The sequence below is a fragment of the Streptomyces sp. XM4193 genome (assembly GCF_023072595.1).
Lineage (GTDB): Bacteria > Actinomycetota > Actinomycetes > Streptomycetales > Streptomycetaceae > Streptomyces.
In genome coordinates, this window is record NZ_JALLGK010000004.1 from 430,309 (window position 1) to 450,667 (window position 20,359).

A 20,359-nucleotide genomic window follows, 5' to 3' on the forward strand; every position below is an offset into this window, starting at 1 on the left:
GATCCTGACGTCCTTTCAAGTCCCTTGCAAACCGGCCCAATTGGCCAGGAAGACGATCATGTCGTGTACAGGGAACGGGTGGTTGCCGAGGTCGGCGTCCCCTCGCGCCCGGTCGCTGGTTCATCCCTTCGGGTACGACCGGCCCGGAGGTCCGGGGTCGGCGCGCACCGTCCGAACCCCGAATGACACCCAGTGACACCCAGTGACACCCTGAGGTCGGTCGCGGGTGGCCGAGAGGCACGGCGGAGGTCGCACGAAGCGGTCGGCCGGGGCCCCGCGAGGGCCGCACGGCCGGACCTCAGCTGTCGCGGTGCCCGGAGAGCAGGCGCACCCTGGGGGCACGGACAACCCCGTGGACCCCGCCCTCGGTGCCGAGAGGACTGATTCGAGATGACCGCCCTCCCCGTAATCGCCGCGGTGGACGGCTCCGGGCACAGCCTGCGCGCACTGGACTGGGCGCTCGCGGCGGCCTCGCAGCGCGGTGTGGAAGTGCTGATCGTGCACGTGTGGTCCTGGCCGCCCAACGCCCACAGTCTCGCGAGCACCGAGCCCATGGCGCCGCCCGCCGGTCAGGACCCTGTTCTGGACTGGGTGCGGGAGCGACTTGCCGAGCGCAAAGCTTTGCCGGAGGTGCGCTACACGACGTTGAGCGGCGCTCCCGCCGCCGCGCTGCCCGACATGAGCGGCCACGGGCAGCTGCTGGTGCTGGGCTCGCGCGGCCGGGGCGGCTTCACCAGCCTGCTGCTCGGTTCCAACGGGCGCGCCGCCGCGGCCAGGGCGACCTGCCCGGTCGTCGTCGTCCCGCACCGCGACCGCGCCGGCGAGACGGACACGGAGTCCCACGGACGCGTGGTGCTGGGCCTCGAACCGGGGGAGACCTCCACGGAGGTGGTGGAGTTCGCGCTGTCCGAGGCCCAGCGGAGCGAGGCGCTGCTGCAGGTCGTCACCACCCACGCCGTTCCCTTCTCCACTCTGGCCCTGCTCGGCAACTACCCGGACCCCGGCGAGGGGGAGGGCCCGGCCATCGCCAAGATCGCCGAGGACGCGCAGCGGGAACGGTTGCGGCCGTTCCTCCAGGGCCGTTTCAAGGATGTCCAGGTCGAGCACATCGTCGCTCCCGGCGACGCCGCCGGGCGGCTGGTGGCGGCCTCGGAGTCGGCCGACCTCGTCGTGGTGGGCAAGCACCGCCACCGACTGCGTCCGCCGTCCTTCTCGCTGGGCTCGGTCGCCAACGCCGTGCTGCTGCACGCCCGTTGCCCGATCGCCGCCGTTCCGGCAGGAAGTCACTGAGTGCCACGCGGGTGTCACTGACCGCCCGCGGGGCCGGGCCGACGAACGGCCCGGAGAGCTGCCGGACGGCTCCGCAGCGGCCCGATTCGCGCCGCTCACCGGGTTGGTCGTACGGCGCGTGCGGCGCGCGGGCCCGAAATCTAGCGTGGTGCCACACGGCGTGACCGGAATGTCGCATAGGGCGTCCGGGGTGAAGCGCCGAGGAGACGGAGAGCACCATGCGTCCTGTTCCCCAGCTGCTGTCCGCTCTCGGCGGCGCCGGTTGTCTGCTCGCCCTGGCGGCCGGGCCCGCGGCTGCCGCGGACGCCGACGCCACCCCGCGTCTGGTGGAACCCGGCAGCACGGTGACGGTGCTGGTCAGCTGCGACCGCGTTGAGGGCGGGGCACCGCGGCGCATCGAGGCCCGCTCACCCGCCTTCACCGGGCAGCGCGCCCGGCTGACGCGCGTGACGCCCGAGGAGGAGGACCCCCGGGGCGGGCCGTCCTACCGGGGCCGGGCGAAGATCTCGAAGAAGGCGGAGTTCGACGACTCGCGCCCCGGCGGCCGTACCTCCGAGTGGGACGTGCACGGTGTCTGCCCCGGAGGCGAGCAGTGGGCGGCGGCCTTCCGCATCGACGAGACGCCACCCGACGCCGAGGACGGAGCCGGCGGCAGCGACACGAGCACCGCCGCGGCCGGGCCGCAGCGCGACGCCCGGCAGGACGGTCGGGACCGGGCCGAGGGCGCAACCGGGCCCGTCCGCAACGCCGTTGCCGACGAGGGCGGCCAGGGGCAGATCAGCACGGCGGCGGTCGCGGGCGGTTCCGCGGTGCTGACCGTCGCGGTCGTCGCGGCGGTCTGCTGGCGGCGGCGGTCGGTCGTGGGACCGCGCTCGACGGCCGGGTGAGGCCGACCGGCCCGCCGCCGGCCGCGCCCGACCGACGCCTGTGTCACCGGCCCGGGGGCGACCGGAGGCGCGCCGACGCGGGGCCGGTTGGCCGGTGCGGGGCGGGGCGGTGCGTGGGCCGGTCTACTTCAGGAGTCGCGACATCCGGCGGTCGGCCAGGGTGCGGCCGTCGGTCTGGCAGGTGGGGCAGTACTGGAGCGAGGAGTCGCGGAAGGAGACCTCGCGCACCGTGTCACCGCACACCGGGCACGGCAGCCCCGCCCGGCCGTGCACCCGCATACTGCTCTTCTTCTCGGACTTGAGGTCCTGCGCTGCGAGCCCCCTCGCGCGTTCCACCGCCCCCAGCAGCGTGCCGCGCATCGCTTCGTACAGCGTCCCGACCTCCCGGGGGTCGAGATCGGAGGCGAGCCGGTAGGGCGACATCCGGGCCGCATGGAGGATCTCGTCGGAGTACGCGTTGCCGATGCCGGCGATGACGCTCTGGTCGCGCAGCACGCCCTTGATCCGGTGCCGCCGGCCCCTCAGCAGTTCGGCGAACGCGGTGACGTCGAAGGCGTCCGCGAGCGGCTCGGGCCCCAGCCGTGCGACACCGGGCACGTCCTCGGGTCTGTGCACGCAGTACACCGCCAGTCGCTTCTGGGTGCCGGCCTCGGTGAGGTCGAACCCGCCGCGGCCGTCCGCGAGTCGGAGCCGCAGCGCCAGCGGCCCGCGACCCGGCCGGGTGCGGGCGGGCTCCTCGGCGCGCCATCGCAGCCAGCCGGCACGGGCCAGATGGACGACCAGATGCGGCCCGTCCGCCGTGCACAGGTCCAGGAACTTTCCGTGGCGCTCGACCCGGGTGCACACCCGGCCCACCAGCTCCTCCAGCGGTGGGTCCCAGGTCTTGAGCACGTTCACCGCGACAGGCGTCAGCGAGGCGATGCGGCAGTCCGCCACCGCGTCCGTCAGGTACTGGCGCAGGGCCTCGACCTCTGGCAGCTCCGGCATGACGCCAGTGTCGCGCAGCCCACCGCACCCGGCACCCCGGGGCCGACGAGCCGCGCCCGGCCGCCGCGCAGGGGCGGTGGTGCGGTGCGCGCGCAGGGCCGCGGTCAGCCTTCCGCGCGGTACTTGGTGAACTGGTGGAGGGCTGCCTGGGCGTGGACGATGCGGTGGTCGGCCAGTGAATCGTCCCAGGCGTAGAGGGAGTTCATGTAGCGGAAGGTGATCGCGGCCCGCAGCGTGCCCGGACGGCGCCAGGCGGTGCGGCGGGGGCAGCTCCAGACGATGAGGTCGGTCGTGTTGCCCAGTGTCACCAGGGTGATGAGCAGGGAGACCGCGAAGAAGAGCAGCCACAGCGGCGTCAGCAGGGCGAAGCCGAGCCAGCCGGCCACGGTGCCCTTGTAGCCGATCAGCGGTGCTTCGCCGCCCGGCTGGTCGATCCGCCAGTACGCCCTGCGGCTGCGGGCGGAGCGCCCGCGTGAGATGTGGCACAGCTGCTCGCCGTGGTCGTCGTAGACCGAGAACTGCTGGGGCTCGCCCTTGGCCAGCGGATCGGGGTGCACCGAGCAGACCAACCGCTTGTCCGGGTCGTGCAGGACGAGCACGGGGTGCTCCTCGTCCTGTCGGGCCAGCCTGGCCGTACGGGTCTCCACCTCGGTGACGGTGGTCGGGCCGCCGGCCGGTTCGGGCGAGGGTGTGAAGGTCGCCTCGTCGGGGCTCAGCGGGCCGCCGGCCTTCACCAGCCCGACGCGTGCCAGGGCGTTCTCCGCGCGGTGCTCCCCCTCGGGGAGCAGCATGAAGATCTCGCCCTCGGGCCAGAGCCCGGCGTGCGATCCGGAGGTGCCGCTCACCTCGACGGTGAAGTTCGACCGGGTCAACGTCCGCTCCCGTCAGTCGGTGCCTCGGGCAGTTGCCGCGCCGGGTCGCGCCGCCCGTCATGCGCAGATTCTGCCAACTGCCCCCGCCCGCGCAGTAGTCGGGGCGGACAGAAATCTTCCGAGCGGGTGCGCGGACGCGTGGGTCGCGCGGCGTGGTGCGGTCCGCGCGTGGGGCTGCGGGGTGCGGTGCGTGCGGGCGGGGCGCGGTGCGTGCGGCGGGGTGCGGTGCGTGCGGGCGGGGCCGGCTCGCAACCCCCGCGGCGCCTGCGGGGCCACGGCGCGTCACCCGTGCGTCGGTTGGCCGTACGCAGCCGCAGACCCTTCAACCCGCGCACATCGGCTCGACGTCGGCCGGCCACCGCACATCCAACGCGCACGGGGAGGAAGGAGGTCGCGGCAAGTCTTCCGTCCCCGAAGCCGTCCAGGCCACAGTCCAGGAGCGCGCCATGACCGCACCCACCGTCCTCACCCGCCGACCTGCAGCCCCCACCCACCGGCCGCCCGTCTTCGACGCCGCCTCGCAGGGCGGCTACACCGTCGCTCTCGCGGTCGACGACGGCCAGGTGCGCGCCGCGCAGCGACTGCGACACGAGGTGTTCGGCGCGGAGTTCGGCGCGCGGCTGCCGGGAGCGGACAACGGCCTGGACAGCGACCGGTTCGACGCCCACTGCGACCATCTGCTCGTCACCGAGAAGGCCACCGGCGCCGTCGTCGGCACCTACCGACTGCTCCCGCCGCACGGCGCCCGCGCGGCCGAAGGGCGTTACGCGGACGCCGAGTTCGACCTCGCCCCGCACGCGTCCCTGCACAACGACCTGGTGAGGTGGGGCGTTCGTGCGTCCACCCGGACCATCGGGACGGTGCGGTGATCGCGCTGATGTGGGCCGGCATCGCCCGCTATCTGATCGGCAGCGGGCACAACTGGCTCGCCGGCTGCTGCTCCGTACCGCTGGGCGACGGCGGCGCGGTGGCCGCGGAGGTGTACCGGCGCACCTCGGCCGGGCGCTGGGCGGCGCCCGTCGAGCACCGGGTGCGCCCGCGCCGTCCCTGGCTGCCGCCGGGCACAGAACTCGCGCGGGGGCGGGCCGGGTTCACCGAGCCGCCGCCGCTGCCCGCGCTGCTGCGCGGCTATCTGCGGCTGGGCGCCCGCGTCTGCGGTGAGCCGGCCCACGATCCGGAGTTCGACGCCGCCGACTTCTATGTGTTGCTCTCGCTCCGCGACACCAACCCCCGCTATCTGCGGCACTTTCTGGGGCTCGCCCCGCGATGACCGGCTACCACGGCGGTGCGGCCGGGCCCTGGCTGCCGTCCGCGACGTGCACCGTCGGACGGTGCCTGCCGGCCGCGCCGCCCTCGGCCGGTGCGGCCCGTATCGCCCTGCGGGTCGCCGCAACCGCGGCGGTGCTGTGCGTCGGTGCGCTCTGCGCGCCGGTGTGCGCCTGCACCGGCCGCCGGTTGCGGTATGCGCTGGTGCGGCTGTGGTCCCGGACGCTGCTGCGCGCGCTGGGCGTACGGCTTCGGGTGCGCGGCCGGCGCGGCCGGGGCCCGGCGCTCGTGGTGGCCAACCACATCTCCTGGCTGGACGTGGTGGTGCTGGCGGCGGTGTCTCCGGGGCGGATGCTTGCGAAGGCGGAGGTCGACAGCTATCCGGTGATCGGCGCTCTGGCCCGCGCCGCCGGGACGGTGTTCATCGAGCGGCGGCGGCTCAGGGAACTGCCGTTGGTGGTGGACCGGTTGGCGCGGGCGTTGGGGGAGGGGGGCGACGGTGGTGGCGTTCCCTCAGGGCACCACCTGGTGCGGACGCCGCCAGGGGCCGTTCCGTCCCGCGGTGTTCGACGCCGCCGTACGCGCCGCGGTCCCGGTGCGGCCGGTGGCGCTGAGCTACCGCCAGCCGGGATCCGCGCCCTCGACGGTGGCGGCCTTCGTCGGCGACGACTCGCTGCCGCGCTCGCTGCGGCGCGTACTCGGCGCGGTCGAACTCTCCGTGCACGCCGAGCTGTTGCCCCCGGTCCGGCCGCCGGCCCACTCGCACGCCGCGTCCCGATCGGCTGCCGGGGTCCGCTCGTCCGGCGGTCTCGGCCCGTCCGCCGCGCCGGGTGCCGGGTCCTGCGGGCCGGCTGCCGGGAACGGACGCGGCGGCCGCAGGGTCGCGCGCCGCGGGCTGGCGCATCTGACCACGGACCTGGTGGTGACCCCGCGTGGGGCGACCGATTACGCTCGTGAACATGACCGCGCTCCGTCAGGGTGACCAGTCCGCAGCCGCCTCCGTTCTTCCGCGCAGGGGGCGGCTGACGCCACGCCAGGCACGGCTGGTGCGCGCGGTGACCGCCGCGGTGGTGATGGTCGTGGTCGCCGTCGGGATGGTGGTGCGCTTCGCGGCCCAACCCTCGCTGGTGACACTGGGGTTGTACGGCGTCGCGCTGATCTGCTCCGGTACCGCGATCGTGCTCAGCCGCTGGGGCCGGACCAGGGTCGCCGGAGCGGTGCTGGTCGCCGGAATCGCCGTTGTCGTGGTGATCGAACCGCTCGTGCGGGTCGGCTCCTGACGGCCGGTGCGCCACCGGTCGTGATGCCGGTGCGCCCGCGTCGCGACCGGGAGCGAGCGGGCCGCTCCCGCCGGGCGGACTCCGGCCTCGCTCGGCCGCAACTCCCTGCGTAGGCTTTCGCCATGACCAAGGACCTCCCCGAGATGCGCGCCTCCGACGCGGACCGCGACGCCATCGCCGAACGGCTTCGAGACGGCTATGCCGAAGGACGGCTGACCACCGAGGAGTTCGAGGAGCGCCTGGAAGCCACGTACGCCTCGCGCACCCGCAGTGAACTGGTGCCGCTGGTGCAGGATCTGCCGCAACCAGGCTCGGACACGGCGCTCGGGGCCGCGGACGGTACGCAGACCGCCGGAGCGTCGGTCCAGCGCTGGCGCGACCGCTACGGCGCGACCCCCACCTCCCGCACCGGAGTCGCGGTGATGGGCGGGTTCGTGCGCAAGGGCAGCTGGATCATGCCGCGGATCTTCCGCTGCTTCACCCTCTGGGGCGGCGGCGAGATCGACCTGCGTCAGGCCCGGTTCGAGGACCGCGACGTGGAGATCAAGGCGTTCGCGATCATGGGCGGCATCGACATCATCGTCCCGCACGACGCCGAGGTGGAGGTCACCGGCATCGGGATCATGGGCGGGTTCGAGCAGGGCGCCACCGGCACCGGCACCGCGGGCGCACCGCGCATCACGGTCAGCGGGCTCGCCCTCTGGGGCGGCGTCGACGTGCGCCGCAAGAAGCCGAAGAAGGGGGAGCGGGGCGAGGGCCGGGAGCTGCCGGAGGGCCCCAAGGACCCGCACTCGGGCGGCCACGGCGGCTGGCACTAGGGTCCGTCGTCCCGGGTCCGCCGGAACGGGCTGCGGGCGCCGGCGTCCGACCGGCCGTCAGCGGGGCTCCCAGCACGGTGGATCGGCGCCGGGGACGCCCGGCGCTCGGGACCAGTCGTCCGGGCCGCCGTCGTGGACCAGCGGCGGGGCGGCGTACCGCAGTCTGCCGAGGGGGCTGTCCCGCTCCAGGAGCAGGGGTTCCGGGTCGGTGTCCCCAGCCGTCGGCGCACCGCCGCCGGGTGGGCGTCCCGGCCCGGCGCCGGGCGTGTCCGGGGCGTTGGGCGGCCAGTCGAGCAGGGCGTGTGCGGTGCGGGCGAGCACCGCCCGTACCAGTACGCTGCCGGGCTCGCCCGCGCGCTGCGCGCTCAGTGCCCGCAGCAGTGCGGTGGCCAGCAGATAGCCGGTGCCGTGGTCCAGCGCCTGGGCCGGCAGCGCCCCGGGGCGCTCTTCGTCCCCCTCGACGAGCGCGATGCCGGAGGCGGCCTGGACCAGGCTGTCGAAACCGCGGCGTCCCGCCCATGGCCCCTCCTCGCCCCACGCGTTGAGCGTGCCGACCACCAGCCCCGCTCTGCGCTCGGCCAGCGCGTCGGGGGAGAGCCCGAACCTGTCGAGCGCGCCGGGCCGGTAGCCGGTGACGACCACATGGGCCTCGGCGAGCAGCTCCCGGAACGTGCGCAGGTCCCCGCCGTTCGCCAGATCGAGCCGGGTCGTGCGCTTGCCGATGCCGACATCGGCGTGGGTCTGCGGACTCTCCGGCAGCTGCGGCGGGTCCACCCGCAGCACGTCCGCGCCGAGCAGCGCGAGCGTACGGGTGGCCACCGGCCCGGCGAGCACCCTCGTCAGGTCCAACACCCGCAGACGGGAAGGCCGTTGCGGCGCGATCGGCGCGGCACCGTCCAACCGCACGGGGGCCGGCAGCAGCGGTTCGCCGGCGCCGAGGGCGCCCTGCGGATGCGCCCGCCACTGCGCGGGCGTGCGTACGGCCACCGCGAGACCACCGGCGGCGAAGACCTCCCGCTCCACCTGTTCGGCGTCGCGTTCGGCGAGCGTCCGCGCGACCCGTTCGACCAGTTGCTCGCTGTCCGCGCCCGGGTCCGGGAGGCAGAGGGCCGCGAGCAGACGGGCACGGTGGTGCGGGTAGTTGGCGTGGGTGCGCACCCAGCCGTCGGCGGTGCGCCAGAACCGGGACAGCGGCGCGAACCCGTTCACCGCCCGGCCGTCGACGCGCAGCAGCCGCTCGCTGCGGAAGGCCGCCACCACCCGGGCGTCCGACAGCTCCACCCGGGCGCCCGGGTTCGCGTACTCGGCCGCGGCCAGCGCGCACACACCGGTGGTGGCGCGCGCCAGATCCAGCACCGGCAGCCGCGCCGCGAGCCCGTGCGCGCGAACGTGCCGCAGCCGCCGCAGATCGGCGGGGTCGCCGCCCAGCCGTGACCAGATCCGTCCACCCGCCTCGCGCCAACCGGCGTCCTCGGGCGGACGGTCGTGCGGGCTCTCGCAACGCGTCATGACCGCCACGCTAGACGAGCGCCGGATCTGTCGGGCGGGACCCGGCGGCACTGCGCGCCGCGGTCCGGTGCCGGCTCTGCCCTGTGCCGGGTGGTGTGTGCGGTGTGCTGCCGCGTGCCGTGCGGACCCGCCGCAGTGCGGACCGGGCGCGGTGAACAGGGGCGTAGCGTGGGGCGGATGAGGACCACGGACGAGCACCGCACCCCGGCCGACGACGAGGAGGCGGTGGCGACGCAGCTGAGGCTGCGCGGTCGGGTCGACCTCGTCGACTCCTCCCCGGCACCCGGCGCGCCGGGCACACTCGTCGCCGGCGTGGACGTGGCGTACGACGACGCGGGCGGCCGACTCGCGGCGGCGGCAGTGCTGTTGGACGCGGCCGAGCTGCGCGTGGTGCACAGTGCGACGGCCCGCGGACCCGTCCCGTACCCCTACCGTCCCGGACTGCTGGCGTTCCGGGAGCTGCCGGCGGTGCTCGAGGCGTTGTCCCGGCTGGACGCCCGGCCGGACCTGGTGGTGTGCGACGGCTACGGGCTCGCGCACCCGCGCCGCTTCGGACTGGCGAGTCATCTGGGCGTGGTCACCGCGATGCCCTGCCTGGGTGTCGCCAAGAACCCGTTCGGCTTCCACCACGGCGAGTTGGGCGCCGAGCGAGGTGCCCGGGCGCCGCTGCTGGACCCGGAGACCGGCGAGGAGGTCGGCGCCGCCCTGCGCACCCGGCGCGGCGTCAAACCGGTGTACGTGTCGGCGGGCCACCGGGTCTCGGCGGACGCGGCGTGCGCGCACGTCCTGTCGCTGGCCAGGGAGTACCGCCAGCCGGAGACCACCCGCCTCGCCGACCGGCTCTGCCGCGACGCACTCGCCGCACCCGGCTGAACCGGCCCGCCCCGCACCGGGCCGGGCCGTCCCGCACCGGGCCGACCCCGCACCGGGCCGCGGCCTCGGCGACGAGCGGCCGGCACCCGGGGTGGGCAGCGGTCTCTCGCCCGCCGCCCGCGTACCGCGCCCGCCCGCGTACCGCGCCCGCCCGCGTACCGCGCCCGCCCTCGCCGGAACGCGGACGCGGAGGCCGACGCGGACGCGGACCGGGCGGCGCCGTGCCTCAGGCCACCCGGAAGACGATGCCGGCCGCGCGCAGCCGCTCGATGAGCGGTTCGCCCATGGCGACGGCCGTCGTCACCTGCCCGCTGGTGTGCGGCAGTTCGTCGAAGGCCAGGCAGAGCGCTGATTCGGCGAGCATCTTCGCCGTCTCGCCGTAGCCGGGGTCCCCGCCGCTGACCTCGGTGCGGACGGTCTGTCCGCCTCCGGTCGCGGTGAAGCGCACCGAGAACCAGCTCCTGGCCCGGCGGCTCTCGCTCGGTCCGTCTCCGGGGGCCAGCTTCGCGCCCAACTTCCGCCGCGCGGGCGGGATCTGGGCTGCCAGTGCGATGCCGGCGACCCCCAGCACTCCGCCGGCCACCACCGGAAGCCGGCGGACCGCGGCGGCGTGCCGGTACTCGAAGTCCGGCCCGTACCGCTCCAGTTGGGCCGCCGAACGGCCCACGATCTGCGGATCGATGGTCGGCAGCGGTACGGCCCAGGCCGGCATCCCCTTGGCGCGACGGATCCGGCCGACCGGGGTGGAGATGCGCCGGTCGCGGGGGCGGGGCTCGAGCTCGCGGCGGGCCCTGGCGGTGGCGGACATGGTCTGCCAACGGGCGAACGACTCCAGTGCCGAGGCGAAGGTGCCGCCGGACATCCCGGCCTTGGCGCGGACGTACCCCTCCACGCGCAGCGGAACGTCCTGCGGCATCCGGAGCACGGTGAACAGCACTCCGAGGTCGTGCGGCACGGAGTCGAAGCCGCAGGCGTGCACCAGCCGGGCGCCGGTCTCCCGGGCGCGGGCGTGGTGGTTGACGTACACGGTGTCGACGAACTGGGGCTCGCCGGTGAGGTCGAGATAGTCGGTGCCGGCGTCGGCGCAGGCGGCGGCCAGCGGTTCGCCGTACTGCAGGTACGGGCCGACCGTCGTCGCCAGCACCCGGGTGGAGCCGGCCAGCTCGCGCAGTGAGTCGGGGTCGCCGGAGTCGGCGCGCAGCAGCGGCAGTTCCGCCAGCTCGGGGAAGCGGGCGGCCAACTCGGCGCGCAGCGCGGTGAGTTTGGCCGTGTCGCGGCCCGCCAGCGCCCAACGGCAGTGCTCGGGTGCGTTCTCGGCCAGGTACTCGGCGGTGAGTCGGCCGACGAACCCGGTGGCACCGAAGAGAACGACGTCGTACTTCCTTGGCACGTCTGCTCCTTGTCCTGGGGTGTTCCCGACCGTACGGCGTGGCGGGGCGGGCACACCGAGCGGGGCCGCGCAGAGGCGCTTCGCGCCAACGGGGCGGTGTTCCGCCGGGGAAGGTGCGCCGTGCGTCCGAGGGGGCTTGTGCAAAGTGGAACACGTTCTTAGCATCACCGGTGTTACATCATTGGTGTCACACGCGGTGAAGAGGTGCGATGACAGCGCAGTCGCAGCAGTACGGGCCGCTGGCCGGGGTGCGGGTCGTGGAGCTGGCCGGGATCGGACCCGGACCGTTCGCCGGTATGCTCCTGGCCGATCTGGGCGCGGACGTGGTGCGGGTGGACCGCCCCGGCGGGGCGGCGCTCGGCATCGATCCCGCACACGACCTCACCGGTCGCAACAAGCGCTCCGTCGTGGTGGACCTCAAGTCCGACGGTCCCGGAGCCGTGCTCGAACTCGCCGAGCGCGCCGACGTGTTGATCGAGGGGTACCGCCCCGGCGTGGCCGAGCGACTGGGCGTCGGCCCCGAGGCGTGCACGGCGCGCAACCCCCGCCTGGTGTACGGCCGGATGACCGGCTGGGGCCAGGACGGCCCGCTCGCGCCGCGCGCCGGCCACGACATCGGCTACATCGCCGTCACCGGCGCGCTGGGCATGATCGGTCCGGCCGACGGCGCCCCCGTACCGCCGATCAACCTGCTCGGCGACTACGCGGGTGGCTCGCTCTACCTGGTCACCGGCGTGCTCGCGGCGCTGCACCACGTACGGGCCGGCGGCGGGGGACAGGTGGTGGACGCCGCGATCGTCGACGGCACCAGCCATCTGACCGCGATGCTGCACGGCATGCTCGCCGCGGGGGCCTGGCAGGACCGCCGGGGCGTCAATCTGCTCGACGGCAGCTGCCCCTTCTACGGCGTGTACGAGACCGCCTGCGGCGGCCACCTGGCCGTCGGCGCTCTGGAGCCGCAGTTCTACGCGGAGTTCCTGGCACTCCTCGGGCTGGCCGGGGACGGCGCGGGGCCGACGGTGGTGGACAGTGAACGGCTGCCGCCGCGCGAGGACTTCACCCGCTGGGGCGAGCTGCGCGAGATCATCGCCGCCCGGGTGCGCACCCGCAGCCGGGACGAGTGGGCGCGGGTCTTCGCCGAGAGCGACGCCTGCGTGGCGCCGGTGCTCTCGATGACCGAGGCGCCGCACCACCCGCATCTCGCCGCACGCGGCACGTACGTCGAACGGCACGGGCTGACCCAGCCGGCGCCCGCACCGCGCTTCTCCGCCACCCCCACCACGGTGCGCACCGCCCCCGCGCCGATCGGCGGGCACACCGCCGAAGTGGCCGCGGACTGGGGCGTGCCCGCCCTGGCCCGGCCGGAGGGCTCCACCGACCCGGACAGTCCCGCTCCGGTGAGGTCGCAGCCGCCCGACTGACCGCCCGCACGAGCCACCAACCCTGCACCAGCCACGAGCCGCCGCACCAGCCACCACCCGCCGCCCGGCCGTCTGCCGTCGGCCCGACGAGAGGCAGCAGCCATGACGACCATGCCGCGCCAGATCTTCACCGAGGACCACGACGCTTTCCGTGAATCGGTCAGGACCTTCCTGGCCAAGGAGGTGCTGCCGCACCACGACCAGTGGGAGAAGGACGGCATCGTCAGCCGGGACGCCTGGCTGGCCGCGGGCCGCCAGGGGCTGCTGGGAATGGCGATGCCGCAGGAGTACGGCGGCGGTGGCGAGCCGGACTACCGCTACAGCGCCGTGCTGGTCGAGGAGTTCGCGACGGCGGGCGCCTCGGGGCTCTTCCTCAGCCTGCACAACGACATCATCGGCCCCTACCTCCTCGCGCTCGCCACCGAGGAGCAGAAGCGCCGCTGGCTGCCCGGCTTCTGCTCGGGCGAGACCATCACCGCCATCGCGATGACCGAGCCCGGCGCCGGCTCGGACCTCCAGGGGATCCGCACCACCGCGGAGGACCGGGGCGACCACTGGGTGCTCAACGGCGCGAAGACGTTCATCTCCAACGGGATCCTGGCCGATCTGGTCGTCGTGGTGGCCAGGACCAGCCCCGAGGGCGGCGCCAAGGGGCTCAGCCTGCTGGTCGTCGAACGCGGCGCCGAGGGCTTCGAGCGCGGCCGCAACCTGGACAAGATCGGCCAGAAGGCCCAGGACACCGCCGAGTTGTTCTTCGACGACGTGGTGGTTCCGAAGGAGAATCTGCTCGGCGAGCTGAACGGCGCCTTCATCCACCTGATGACGCATCTGGCGCAGGAGCGCATCGGGATCGCCGTCGCCGCCGTGGCCACCGCCGAGCATCTGCTGGAGCTCACCAAGAAGTACGTGAAGGAACGAGAGGCGTTCGGCCGTCCGCTGGCCAAGCTGCAACACATCCGGTTCGAGATTGCCGAGATGGCGACCGAGATCGCCGTCACCCGCAGCTTCATGGACCGCTGCATCGCCGAGCACTCCGCCGGCGGGCTCGACGCGGTGCACGCCTCGATGGCCAAGTGGTGGGCGACCGAACTGCAGAAGCGGGTCACCGACCGGTGCCTCCAACTCCACGGCGGATACGGCTACATGGCCGAGTTCCCGGTCGCCAAGGCGTTCGTCGACGGCCGTATCCAGACGATCTACGGCGGCACCACGGAGATCATGAAGGAGATCATCGGCCGTTCGCTGCTCGGCTGACCGCTCCGCACGGTCCGCACGCCCCGCCGTCCTTCAGCCGCAACCCAGCCGCGACCCAGCCCCACCCCGTCCGACCCCCAGCCGTATCCGTCCCCGCCACCACCGCTGAACTCCCGCAAGTGAAAGGCCGCAGACCGTGACAACCGAAGCGTTCGTCTACGACGCCGTCCGCACCCCCAGGGGGCGCGGCAAAGCCAACGGCTCGCTCCACGGCACCAAGCCCATCGACCTGGTCGTCGGACTGATCCACGAGGTCCGGCGCCGTTTCCCCGACCTGGACCCGGCGGCGATCGACGACGTCGTGCTGGGCGTCGTCAGCCCGCACAGCGACCAGGGCTCGGACATCGCCAAGATCGCCGCCATCGCGGCCGGACTGCCGGACACCGTCGCCGGCTTCCAGGAGAACCGCTTCTGTGCCTCGGGTCTGGAGGCGGTCAACCTGGCCGCGGCCAAGGTCCGTTCGGGCTGGGAGGACCTGATCCTCGCGGGCGGCGTGGAGTCCATGTCGCGCGTACCGCTGGGCAGCGACGGCGGCGCCTGGGCGATGGACCCGATGACCAGCTTCGAGACCAACTTCGTGCCCCAGGGCATCGGCGCCGACCTCATCGCCACCGTCGAGGGCTTCAGCCGCCGCGACGTCGACGAGTACGCGGAGCTGTCCCAGGAGCGTGCCGCCCAGGCGTGGAAGGAAGGGCGGTTCGACCGCTCCGTGGTACCGGTCCTCGACCGCTCCGGGCTGACCGTGCTGGACCGCGACGAGCACCTGCGGCCCGGTACGACCGCCGACTCGCTCGCGAAGCTCAAGCCCTCCTTCGCCGGTATCGGCGAGATGGGCGGCTTCGACGCGGTGGCGCTGCAGAAGTACCACTGGGTCGAGCGGATCGACCACGTCCACCACGCGGGCAACTCCTCCGGCATCGTCGACGGCGCCTCGCTGGTGGCCATCGGCAACGCCGAGGTCGGCGAGCGCCACGGCCTCACCCCCCGCGCCCGCATCGTCTCCGCCGCCGTCTCCGGCGACGACCCGACGATCATGCTCACCGGCCCCGCCCCCGCCTCCCGCAAGGCGCTCGCCAAGGCCGGCCTGACGATCGAGGACATCGACCTCGTGGAGATCAACGAGGCGTTCGCGGCCGTCGTGCTGCGCTTCGTGCGCGACATGGGCCTGTCCCTGGACAAGGTCAACGTCAACGGCGGCGCGATCGCCCTCGGCCACCCGCTCGGCGCCACCGGCGCGATGATCCTCGGCACCCTCGTCGACGAGCTGGAGCGCCGCGACCAGCGGTACGGCCTGGCCACGCTGTGTGTCGGCGGCGGCATGGGAATCGCCACCGTCGTCGAGCGTCTCTGACGTCCGCCCCGTCCTCAACCGCCCGATCCGCCAGGAGACCTCACACATGTCCGAGCCCACCACCATCCGCTGGGAGCGGGGCGTCGAAGGCCACGAAGGCACCGCAGCCGAGGGCATCGTCACCCTCGTGCTGGACGACCCCGACCAGTCCGCCAACACCATGAACGAGGGCTTCATCACCTCGCTCACCACCGTCGTCGACCGGCTGGAGGCGGAGGGGGACGCGCTGCGCGGCGTCGTCGTCACCTCCGCGAAGAAGACCTTCTTCGCCGGCGGCGACCTCAACCTCCTCATCCGCGCCACCCCCGAGACGGCACCGCAGGTCTTCGAGCGGGGCCTGGGCGTCAAGCGCGATCTGCGCCGGCTGGAGACGCTCGGCGTCCCGGTCGTCGCCGCGGTCAACGGCGCGGCGCTCGGCGGCGGTCTGGAGATCGCCCTGGCCTGCCACCACCGGGTGGCGCTGGACGCGCCCGGCTCCAAGATCGGCCTGCCCGAGGTCACGCTCGGTCTGCTGCCCGGCGGCGGCGGAGTGGTGCGCACGGTGCGGCTGCTGGGCATCGCCGACGCACTGCTGAACGTCCTGCTCCAGGGGCAGCAGTACCACCCGGCCAGGGCGATGGAGAAGGGGCTGGTGCACGAAGTCGTCGCCACCCGCGAGGAGATGCTCGCCTCCGCGCTCGCCCACATCCGTGCCAACCCGCAGGCACGCCAGCCCTGGGACGCCGACGGCTACCGCATCCCCGGCGGCACCCCGGCCCACCCGAAGTTCGCGGCCAACCTGCCCGCCTTCCCGGCCAACCTCACCAAGCAGACCGCGGGCGCGCCCTACCCGGCCCAGCGCAACATCATGGCCGCCGCGGTCGAGGGCTCCCAGGTCGACTTCGAGACCGCGCAGACCATCGAGAGCCGGTACTTCACGGAGCTGGTCGTCGGCCAGACCTCCAAGAACATGACCCAGGCGTTCTTCTTCGACCTCCAGGCGGTCAACTCGGGTGCCAGCCGCCCCTCCGGCGTCGAACCCCGTACGGTCCGCCGGGCCGCGGTGCTCGGCGCCGGGATGATGGGCGCGGGCATCGCCTACAGCTGTGCGAGGGCCGGTATCGAGGTGGTGCTCAAGGACGTCACCACCGAGGCCGCGGAGAAGGGCAAGGACTACTCGCGCGCCCTGGTGGAGAAGGCCCTCTCGCGCGGCCGGACCACCCGGGAGAAGGCCGACGAGCTGCTCGCCCGCATCACACCGACCGCCCAGGTCGAGGACCTCGCCGGCTGCGACGCGGTGATCGAGGCGGTCTTCGAGAACACCGACCTCAAGCACAAGGTGTTCCAGGAGATCCAGCACGTCGTCGAGCCGGACGCGCTGCTGTGCTCGAACACCTCCACGCTGCCCATCACCGAGCTGGCCACCGGTGTCGAACGCGAAGCGGACTTCATCGGGCTGCACTTCTTCTCGCCGGTCGACAAGATGCCGCTGGTGGAGATCATCCGCGGCGAGAAGTCCGGCGACGAGGCGCTCGCCCGCGCCTTCGACCTGGTGCGCCAGATCAAGAAGACCCCGATCGTGGTCAACGACAGCCGGGGCTTCTTCACCTCTCGGGTGATCGGCCAGTTCATCAACGAGGGTGTCGCGCTGGTCGGCGAGGGCGTGGAGCCGGCCTCCGTCGAGCAGGCCGCGGCCCAGGCCGGCTACCCGGCCAAGGTCCTGTCCCTGATGGACGAGCTGACGCTGACACTGCCGCGCAAGATCCGCGACGAGACCCGAAAGGCCCTGCTGGCACAGGGAGCAGAGCTGCCGGTCCACCCGGCGGAGGCCGTGATCGACCGCATGGTCGACGAGTTCGAGCGGCCGGGCCGCAGCGGCGGCGCGGGCTTCTACGAGTACGAGGACGGCCGGCGCACCCGGCTCTGGCCCGGTCTGCGCGAGCACTTCACCAAGGAGCCCGCCCCCGACATCCCGTTCGCGGACATGAAGGAGCGGATGCTCTTCGCAGAGGCGCTGGACACCGTCCGCTGTCTTGAGGAGAACGTCCTGACCTCGGTCGCCGACGCCAACATCGGCTCCATCATGGGCATCGGCTTCCCGCCGTGGACCGGTGGCGCGATCCAGTACATCAACGGCTACGAAGGCGGCCTGAACGGCTTCGTTGAGCGTTCCCGCGAGCTGCAGCAGCGCTACGGCGACCGTTTCGCCCCGCCGGAGCTGCTGCTGGCGAAGGCAGCGGCGGGGGAGACCTTCCGCGACAGCTGACCGGCCCCGGAACGCCGGGCCGACCCGGCGTTCCGTCCCGGTCGCCCTGCGGCGGGCCGGGTGCTCAGCGCGGGCCGAGTCGCGGGGCGCGTTCCTCGGGGAACGTGCCCCGCAACTCCTCGCGCAGTGAACGCTGGAACGCCGTCAGCAGGGCCTGCACCACGAGCGGCTGCATATGGGCGGAGAGGGTCTTCATCCGCTCCACCTCCTCCTCGTCGGGCTGCTGCGAGCGGTACGGGTCCCAGACCTCCTCGCGGAACAACTTGCTCAGTTCGCCCGCCAGTTGGCGCGCGTGGTCCAGCATCAGCTGCCGCGATCTGACCACCGCCTCCTGGGAGATCGGCAGCTCCAACAGCCGCACCCCCAGCGGCAGCAGACCGGCGTCCACCTCGAAGACCGCCGGATCCGCTCCGCGCACCAGCACGTTCATCGCCTCCAGCCGCTCGATGTCGGCGTCGGCAAGCGGCCGGCCGGCCCGGCGCTCCAGCTGCTCCCGGGTCACCTCGTCGGCGCTGTCCGGCATCCAGGAGGCGACCAGTGCGCGGTGAATCGCCAGGTCCTGGGCGGTGGTCTCCTCGGGCAGCCGCTGGAGGTAGCGCTCGATGGCCGAGAGCGTCATGCCCTGGCTCTGCAACTCCTCTATCAGGGCCAGCCGCGCCAGATGTCCGTGGTCGTACCGGCCGACCCTGCGCGGCCCGATCCGCGGCGGGGGCAGGAGTCCGCGGGTGCTGTAGAAGCGGATGGTGCGCACCGTCACCCCGGCGCGCGCCGCCAGTTCGTCGACGGTCAGGGCGGCCGGGCCGGCGTGCTCAGTGTGCTCGGAGTTCTCGGTCATCCGCGCTGCCCTTCTCGCTCTCGTCCCTCGGTGGTGCCACGGTCCGCGCACCGGTGGCGACCGTGTTGTGCAGTATCGCTGTCTCAGCGAAGTTGTGAAACCCGCACGGAGCGACAGCCGTTCACCCGCCGCGTGCCGCGGTGGTTCGGGCGCGGGTAATTCGGTGGCCCCGAGCGCGTCCGTTCGCGAGAGTGCCGGCGTGGCACTTCACGAGAACGAGGTCGGTGCGGACGAGAGCGTCGTGCGGGCGCTGCTGCGCGAGCAGGTCCCGCAGTGGCAGGACCTGTCCGTCTCGCCGGCGGGCGCCGGGACGGACAACACGATGTACCGACTGGGCGACCGGCTGCTCGTACGGCTGCCGCGCACCCGGGACAACGCCGGGGCGGTGCGCAAGGAGCAGGAGTGGCTGCCGCGGCTGGCGGCGCATCTGCCCTGCCGCGTCCCCGAGCCGGTGCACGCTGGTGTGCCGAGTCCGGTGTTCCCGCTCGTCTGGTCGGTGCACCGCTGGATCGAGGGCGAGGAGGCCGCTGCCGGCACGGTGGCCGACTGGCCCGCCTTCGGCGCGGATCTGGCCGAGGTCGTGCGGAGTCTGCACGCCGCGCCGCTGCTGGGTGCCGAACGCCGCGGAGAGCTCGGCGGGTACCGGGGAGGCGTGCTGCGCGCGTGCGCGAGCCGGATCGGCGAGTCCTTCGACGCCTGCGGTGCGATCCGCGGGCTCGACCTGGACCTCGCGCGGCTGCGAGAGCTGTGGGAGTGCGGGCTCGCGCTGCCCGAGCCGTCCGGCCCGCAGGTCTGGCTGCACGGCGATCTCAAACCCTCCAATTTGCTGGTCCGGCAGGGGAAGTTGCAGGCGGTCATCGACTTCGGCTGCCTCTCGGTGGGGTTCCCCGACGCCGAGCACGCGCCCGTGTGGGACCTTCCGTCCGAGGCCCGGCAGGCGTATTGGGACGCCGCGGGCCTGGACGACGCGACCTGGTCGCGGGCCCGTGCGTGGGCCGTCGCGGTGGCAGTGAGCGGTGTGCCGTACTACTGGACGACCTTCCCCGCCTTCGTCGCCGAGTGCCTGTCGCGTCTGCGCGCGATCCTGGAGTCCGCCGACGTCCGGTGAGGCGTGCACCCGTGAGACGAGCGTCCGGTGAGGCGTGCGTCCGTGAGACGAGCGTCCGGCCGACGAGCCGTGCGGCGTACGGCATGTGATGCGAAACTCAGCCGTATCGATCCGCTTGCGTTTCGCATCGCCGCTCCCTACGCTTCTGGAGTACGGAACCGTTTCGATGGCGGTTCCACCGAGCACGTCGAGGAGTGCCGGGCATGTCGATCCGATGCAGCCGCAGCCCGCTTTCGGGACGGAGCAAGCTCACCCCCGAGCGCGAGCGCGAGCTCTACGACGCGGTGCTGGACCTGCTGCGCGAAGTGGGTTACGAGGCGCTGACGATGGACGCCGTCGCCAGTCGCACCCGTTCCAGCAAGGCAACCCTCTACCGCCAGTGGGGGAACAAGTCGCGGCTGGTCGTCTCCGCGATCGAGCTGTGCGGTGCGCCGCCGCCCCCGATGGAGGGGCTCGGCCGCGACAGCCTGGTCGAGGACCTGCGCGAGCTGGCCAGATGGGCCGGGCGCGACGCCGCCAGGGACGTACCGCTGATGCGGGCGCTCGGCTCCGCCATGCAGGCGGACGGCGAGCTGCTGCGCGCGATGCGCGAGACGATCATTGAGCCCGAACTCGTCGCGTTCCAGCGGCTGTTGGACGCCGCGGTCGAGCGGGGCGAGATCGCCGAGGTGCCGTCCGCGGTGAAGTACGTGCCGCATCTGATCTTCGGCGCGCTGTTCTCGCGCGTCTTCATCGACGGGCTGGAGCCGGACGAGGAGTACGTCGTCACCCTGGTCGACGAGGTCGTACTGCCGATCTTCGGACTGCGAGCGCCCGTCGAGGGCGACTCCGCGCAGCCCGTGCCGGCCACCGCTCCTGATTCGACCGGCCCGCAGTCCGCCGGCCCGGCCACCGACCCGAAGGGACCCCCGGGGGACTGACCTCCGCCCACCGCCGACCCGGGGACGGACCGGCCCGAGCGCCGCGCCCACGG

General features: G+C 73.5%; 18 protein-coding genes and 2 pseudogenes. 14 read left to right on the forward strand and 6 right to left on the reverse strand.

What is annotated here, in order from left to right; genetic code table 11:
* Positions 1–390 precede the first annotated feature (390 nt).
* Positions 391–1,290 (forward strand): universal stress protein, encoded by a 900-nt coding sequence (locus MTQ01_RS14875; RefSeq protein WP_247490543.1) that lies wholly within the window; start codon positions 391–393, stop codon positions 1,288–1,290.
* Between the two features lie 218 nt (positions 1,291–1,508).
* Positions 1,509–2,177 carry a hypothetical protein gene (locus tag MTQ01_RS14880; RefSeq protein ID WP_247490545.1) on the forward strand — a complete coding sequence of 223 codons (669 nt, stop codon included), beginning with the start codon at positions 1,509–1,511 and terminating at the stop codon, positions 2,175–2,177.
* Positions 2,178–2,300: 123 nt separating this feature from the next.
* Here the strand turns inward: MTQ01_RS14880 and MTQ01_RS14885 are convergent, their stop codons facing one another.
* Both MTQ01_RS14885 and MTQ01_RS14890 read right to left on the reverse strand, forming a co-directional pair.
* Entirely contained in the window at positions 2,301–3,164 is an 864-nt protein-coding gene (locus tag MTQ01_RS14885) for an Fpg/Nei family DNA glycosylase (RefSeq protein ID WP_247490546.1), read from the reverse strand.
* Positions 3,165–3,268: 104 nt separating this feature from the next.
* Complete coding sequence (locus MTQ01_RS14890) at positions 3,269–4,036, reverse strand: hypothetical protein (RefSeq protein ID WP_247490548.1); 768 nt, start codon at positions 4,034–4,036, stop codon at positions 3,269–3,271.
* 446 nt (positions 4,037–4,482) lie between these two features.
* Here MTQ01_RS14890 and MTQ01_RS14895 point away from each other — a divergent pair.
* A pseudogene (locus MTQ01_RS14895) lies at positions 4,483–5,306 on the forward strand (GNAT family N-acetyltransferase).
* A 4-nt stretch (positions 5,307–5,310) separates the two neighbouring features.
* On the opposite strand, the gene MTQ01_RS14900 reads toward MTQ01_RS14895, so the two are convergent.
* Positions 5,311–5,601: a hypothetical protein gene (locus tag MTQ01_RS14900; RefSeq protein WP_247490550.1), complete on the reverse strand. Its 291-nt coding sequence runs from the start codon at positions 5,599–5,601 to the stop codon at positions 5,311–5,313.
* A gap of 25 nt (positions 5,602–5,626) precedes the next feature.
* Here MTQ01_RS14900 and MTQ01_RS25310 point away from each other — a divergent pair.
* The 4 genes and pseudogenes from MTQ01_RS25310 to MTQ01_RS14910 form a co-directional block, all read left to right on the forward strand.
* Positions 5,627–5,725, forward strand: a pseudogene (locus MTQ01_RS25310) (1-acyl-sn-glycerol-3-phosphate acyltransferase); the annotation flags it as partial.
* A 79-nt stretch (positions 5,726–5,804) separates the two neighbouring features.
* On the forward strand, positions 5,805–6,284 hold the full coding sequence (locus tag MTQ01_RS25315; RefSeq protein ID WP_374207748.1) for a hypothetical protein: 480 nt from the start codon (positions 5,805–5,807) through the stop codon (positions 6,282–6,284).
* Entirely contained in the window at positions 6,262–6,582 is a 321-nt protein-coding gene (locus MTQ01_RS14905; protein WP_247490553.1) for a hypothetical protein, read from the forward strand. Before MTQ01_RS25315 ends, MTQ01_RS14905 begins: the two co-directional genes overlap by 23 nt.
* A gap of 122 nt (positions 6,583–6,704) precedes the next feature.
* On the forward strand, positions 6,705–7,400 hold the full coding sequence (locus tag MTQ01_RS14910) for a DUF1707 domain-containing protein (protein ID WP_247490555.1): 696 nt from the start codon (positions 6,705–6,707) through the stop codon (positions 7,398–7,400).
* 57 nt (positions 7,401–7,457) lie between these two features.
* On the opposite strand, the gene MTQ01_RS14915 is transcribed toward MTQ01_RS14910, so the two are convergent.
* The gene (locus MTQ01_RS14915; RefSeq protein ID WP_247490557.1) at positions 7,458–8,909 is read right to left on the reverse strand and encodes a CoA transferase; all 1,452 of its coding nucleotides are present in this window, start codon (positions 8,907–8,909) and stop codon (positions 7,458–7,460) included.
* A 177-nt stretch (positions 8,910–9,086) separates the two neighbouring features.
* Here MTQ01_RS14915 and MTQ01_RS14920 point away from each other — a divergent pair, with 177 nt between their 5' ends.
* Complete coding sequence (locus MTQ01_RS14920; RefSeq protein WP_247490559.1) at positions 9,087–9,782, forward strand: endonuclease V; 696 nt, start codon at positions 9,087–9,089, stop codon at positions 9,780–9,782.
* Positions 9,783–10,008: 226 nt separating this feature from the next.
* Here the strand turns inward: MTQ01_RS14920 and MTQ01_RS14925 are convergent, their stop codons facing one another.
* A complete protein-coding gene (locus MTQ01_RS14925; RefSeq protein ID WP_247490561.1) occupies positions 10,009–11,172 on the reverse strand; it encodes a trans-acting enoyl reductase family protein in 1,164 nt (387 codons plus the stop codon).
* Positions 11,173–11,381: 209 nt separating this feature from the next.
* Here MTQ01_RS14925 and MTQ01_RS14930 point away from each other — a divergent pair, with 209 nt between their 5' ends.
* The 4 genes from MTQ01_RS14930 (at position 11,382) to MTQ01_RS14945 (ending at position 17,443) form a co-directional block, all read left to right on the forward strand.
* Entirely contained in the window at positions 11,382–12,593 is a 1,212-nt protein-coding gene (locus MTQ01_RS14930) for a CaiB/BaiF CoA-transferase family protein (RefSeq protein WP_247490563.1), read from the forward strand.
* A 111-nt stretch (positions 12,594–12,704) separates the two neighbouring features.
* On the forward strand, positions 12,705–13,847 hold the full coding sequence (locus MTQ01_RS14935) for an acyl-CoA dehydrogenase family protein (RefSeq protein ID WP_247490717.1): 1,143 nt from the start codon (positions 12,705–12,707) through the stop codon (positions 13,845–13,847).
* Positions 13,848–13,983: 136 nt separating this feature from the next.
* Positions 13,984–15,198 (forward strand): acetyl-CoA C-acetyltransferase, encoded by a 1,215-nt coding sequence (locus MTQ01_RS14940; RefSeq protein ID WP_247490565.1) that lies wholly within the window; start codon positions 13,984–13,986, stop codon positions 15,196–15,198.
* A gap of 46 nt (positions 15,199–15,244) precedes the next feature.
* The gene (locus MTQ01_RS14945) at positions 15,245–17,443 is read left to right on the forward strand and encodes a 3-hydroxyacyl-CoA dehydrogenase NAD-binding domain-containing protein (protein ID WP_247490567.1); all 2,199 of its coding nucleotides are present in this window, start codon (positions 15,245–15,247) and stop codon (positions 17,441–17,443) included.
* Positions 17,444–17,507: 64 nt separating this feature from the next.
* On the opposite strand, the gene MTQ01_RS14950 is transcribed toward MTQ01_RS14945, so the two are convergent.
* On the reverse strand, positions 17,508–18,278 hold the full coding sequence (locus MTQ01_RS14950) for a MerR family transcriptional regulator (protein WP_247490569.1): 771 nt from the start codon (positions 18,276–18,278) through the stop codon (positions 17,508–17,510).
* A gap of 199 nt (positions 18,279–18,477) precedes the next feature.
* Between MTQ01_RS14950 and MTQ01_RS14955 the strand changes: the two genes are divergently transcribed.
* Together MTQ01_RS14955 and MTQ01_RS14960 are read left to right on the forward strand one after the other, a co-directional pair.
* Positions 18,478–19,386 (forward strand): aminoglycoside phosphotransferase family protein, encoded by a 909-nt coding sequence (locus MTQ01_RS14955; RefSeq protein WP_247490571.1) that lies wholly within the window; start codon positions 18,478–18,480, stop codon positions 19,384–19,386.
* A gap of 203 nt (positions 19,387–19,589) precedes the next feature.
* Positions 19,590–20,306 (forward strand): TetR/AcrR family transcriptional regulator, encoded by a 717-nt coding sequence (locus MTQ01_RS14960; protein ID WP_247490573.1) that lies wholly within the window; start codon positions 19,590–19,592, stop codon positions 20,304–20,306.
* Positions 20,307–20,359: the final 53 nt, after the last annotated feature.

What these genes read in the sequence shown, in the direction of transcription:
- MTQ01_RS14910 (WP_247490555.1), top strand. Translation starts at nt 6,705, where the DNA reads ATGACCAAGGACCTCCCCGAGATGCGCGCCTCCGACGCGGACCGCGAC.
- MTQ01_RS14905 (WP_247490553.1), top strand. Translation starts at nt 6,262, where the DNA reads ATGACCGCGCTCCGTCAGGGTGACCAGTCCGCAGCCGCCTCCGTTCTT.
- MTQ01_RS14935 (WP_247490717.1), top strand. Translation starts at nt 12,705, where the DNA reads ATGCCGCGCCAGATCTTCACCGAGGACCACGACGCTTTCCGTGAATCG.
- MTQ01_RS14930 (WP_247490563.1), top strand. Translation starts at nt 11,382, where the DNA reads ATGACAGCGCAGTCGCAGCAGTACGGGCCGCTGGCCGGGGTGCGGGTC.
- MTQ01_RS14920 (WP_247490559.1), top strand. Translation starts at nt 9,087, where the DNA reads ATGAGGACCACGGACGAGCACCGCACCCCGGCCGACGACGAGGAGGCG.
- MTQ01_RS14885 (WP_247490546.1), bottom strand. Translation starts at nt 3,164, where the DNA reads ATGCCGGAGCTGCCAGAGGTCGAGGCCCTGCGCCAGTACCTGACGGAC.
- MTQ01_RS14875 (WP_247490543.1), top strand. Translation starts at nt 391, where the DNA reads ATGACCGCCCTCCCCGTAATCGCCGCGGTGGACGGCTCCGGGCACAGC.
- MTQ01_RS14960 (WP_247490573.1), top strand. Translation starts at nt 19,590, where the DNA reads ATGTCGATCCGATGCAGCCGCAGCCCGCTTTCGGGACGGAGCAAGCTC.
- MTQ01_RS14950 (WP_247490569.1), bottom strand. Translation starts at nt 18,278, where the DNA reads ATGACCGAGAACTCCGAGCACACTGAGCACGCCGGCCCGGCCGCCCTG.
- MTQ01_RS14915 (WP_247490557.1), bottom strand. Translation starts at nt 8,909, where the DNA reads ATGACGCGTTGCGAGAGCCCGCACGACCGTCCGCCCGAGGACGCCGGT.
- MTQ01_RS14945 (WP_247490567.1), top strand. Translation starts at nt 15,245, where the DNA reads ATGTCCGAGCCCACCACCATCCGCTGGGAGCGGGGCGTCGAAGGCCAC.
- MTQ01_RS14880 (WP_247490545.1), top strand. Translation starts at nt 1,509, where the DNA reads ATGCGTCCTGTTCCCCAGCTGCTGTCCGCTCTCGGCGGCGCCGGTTGT.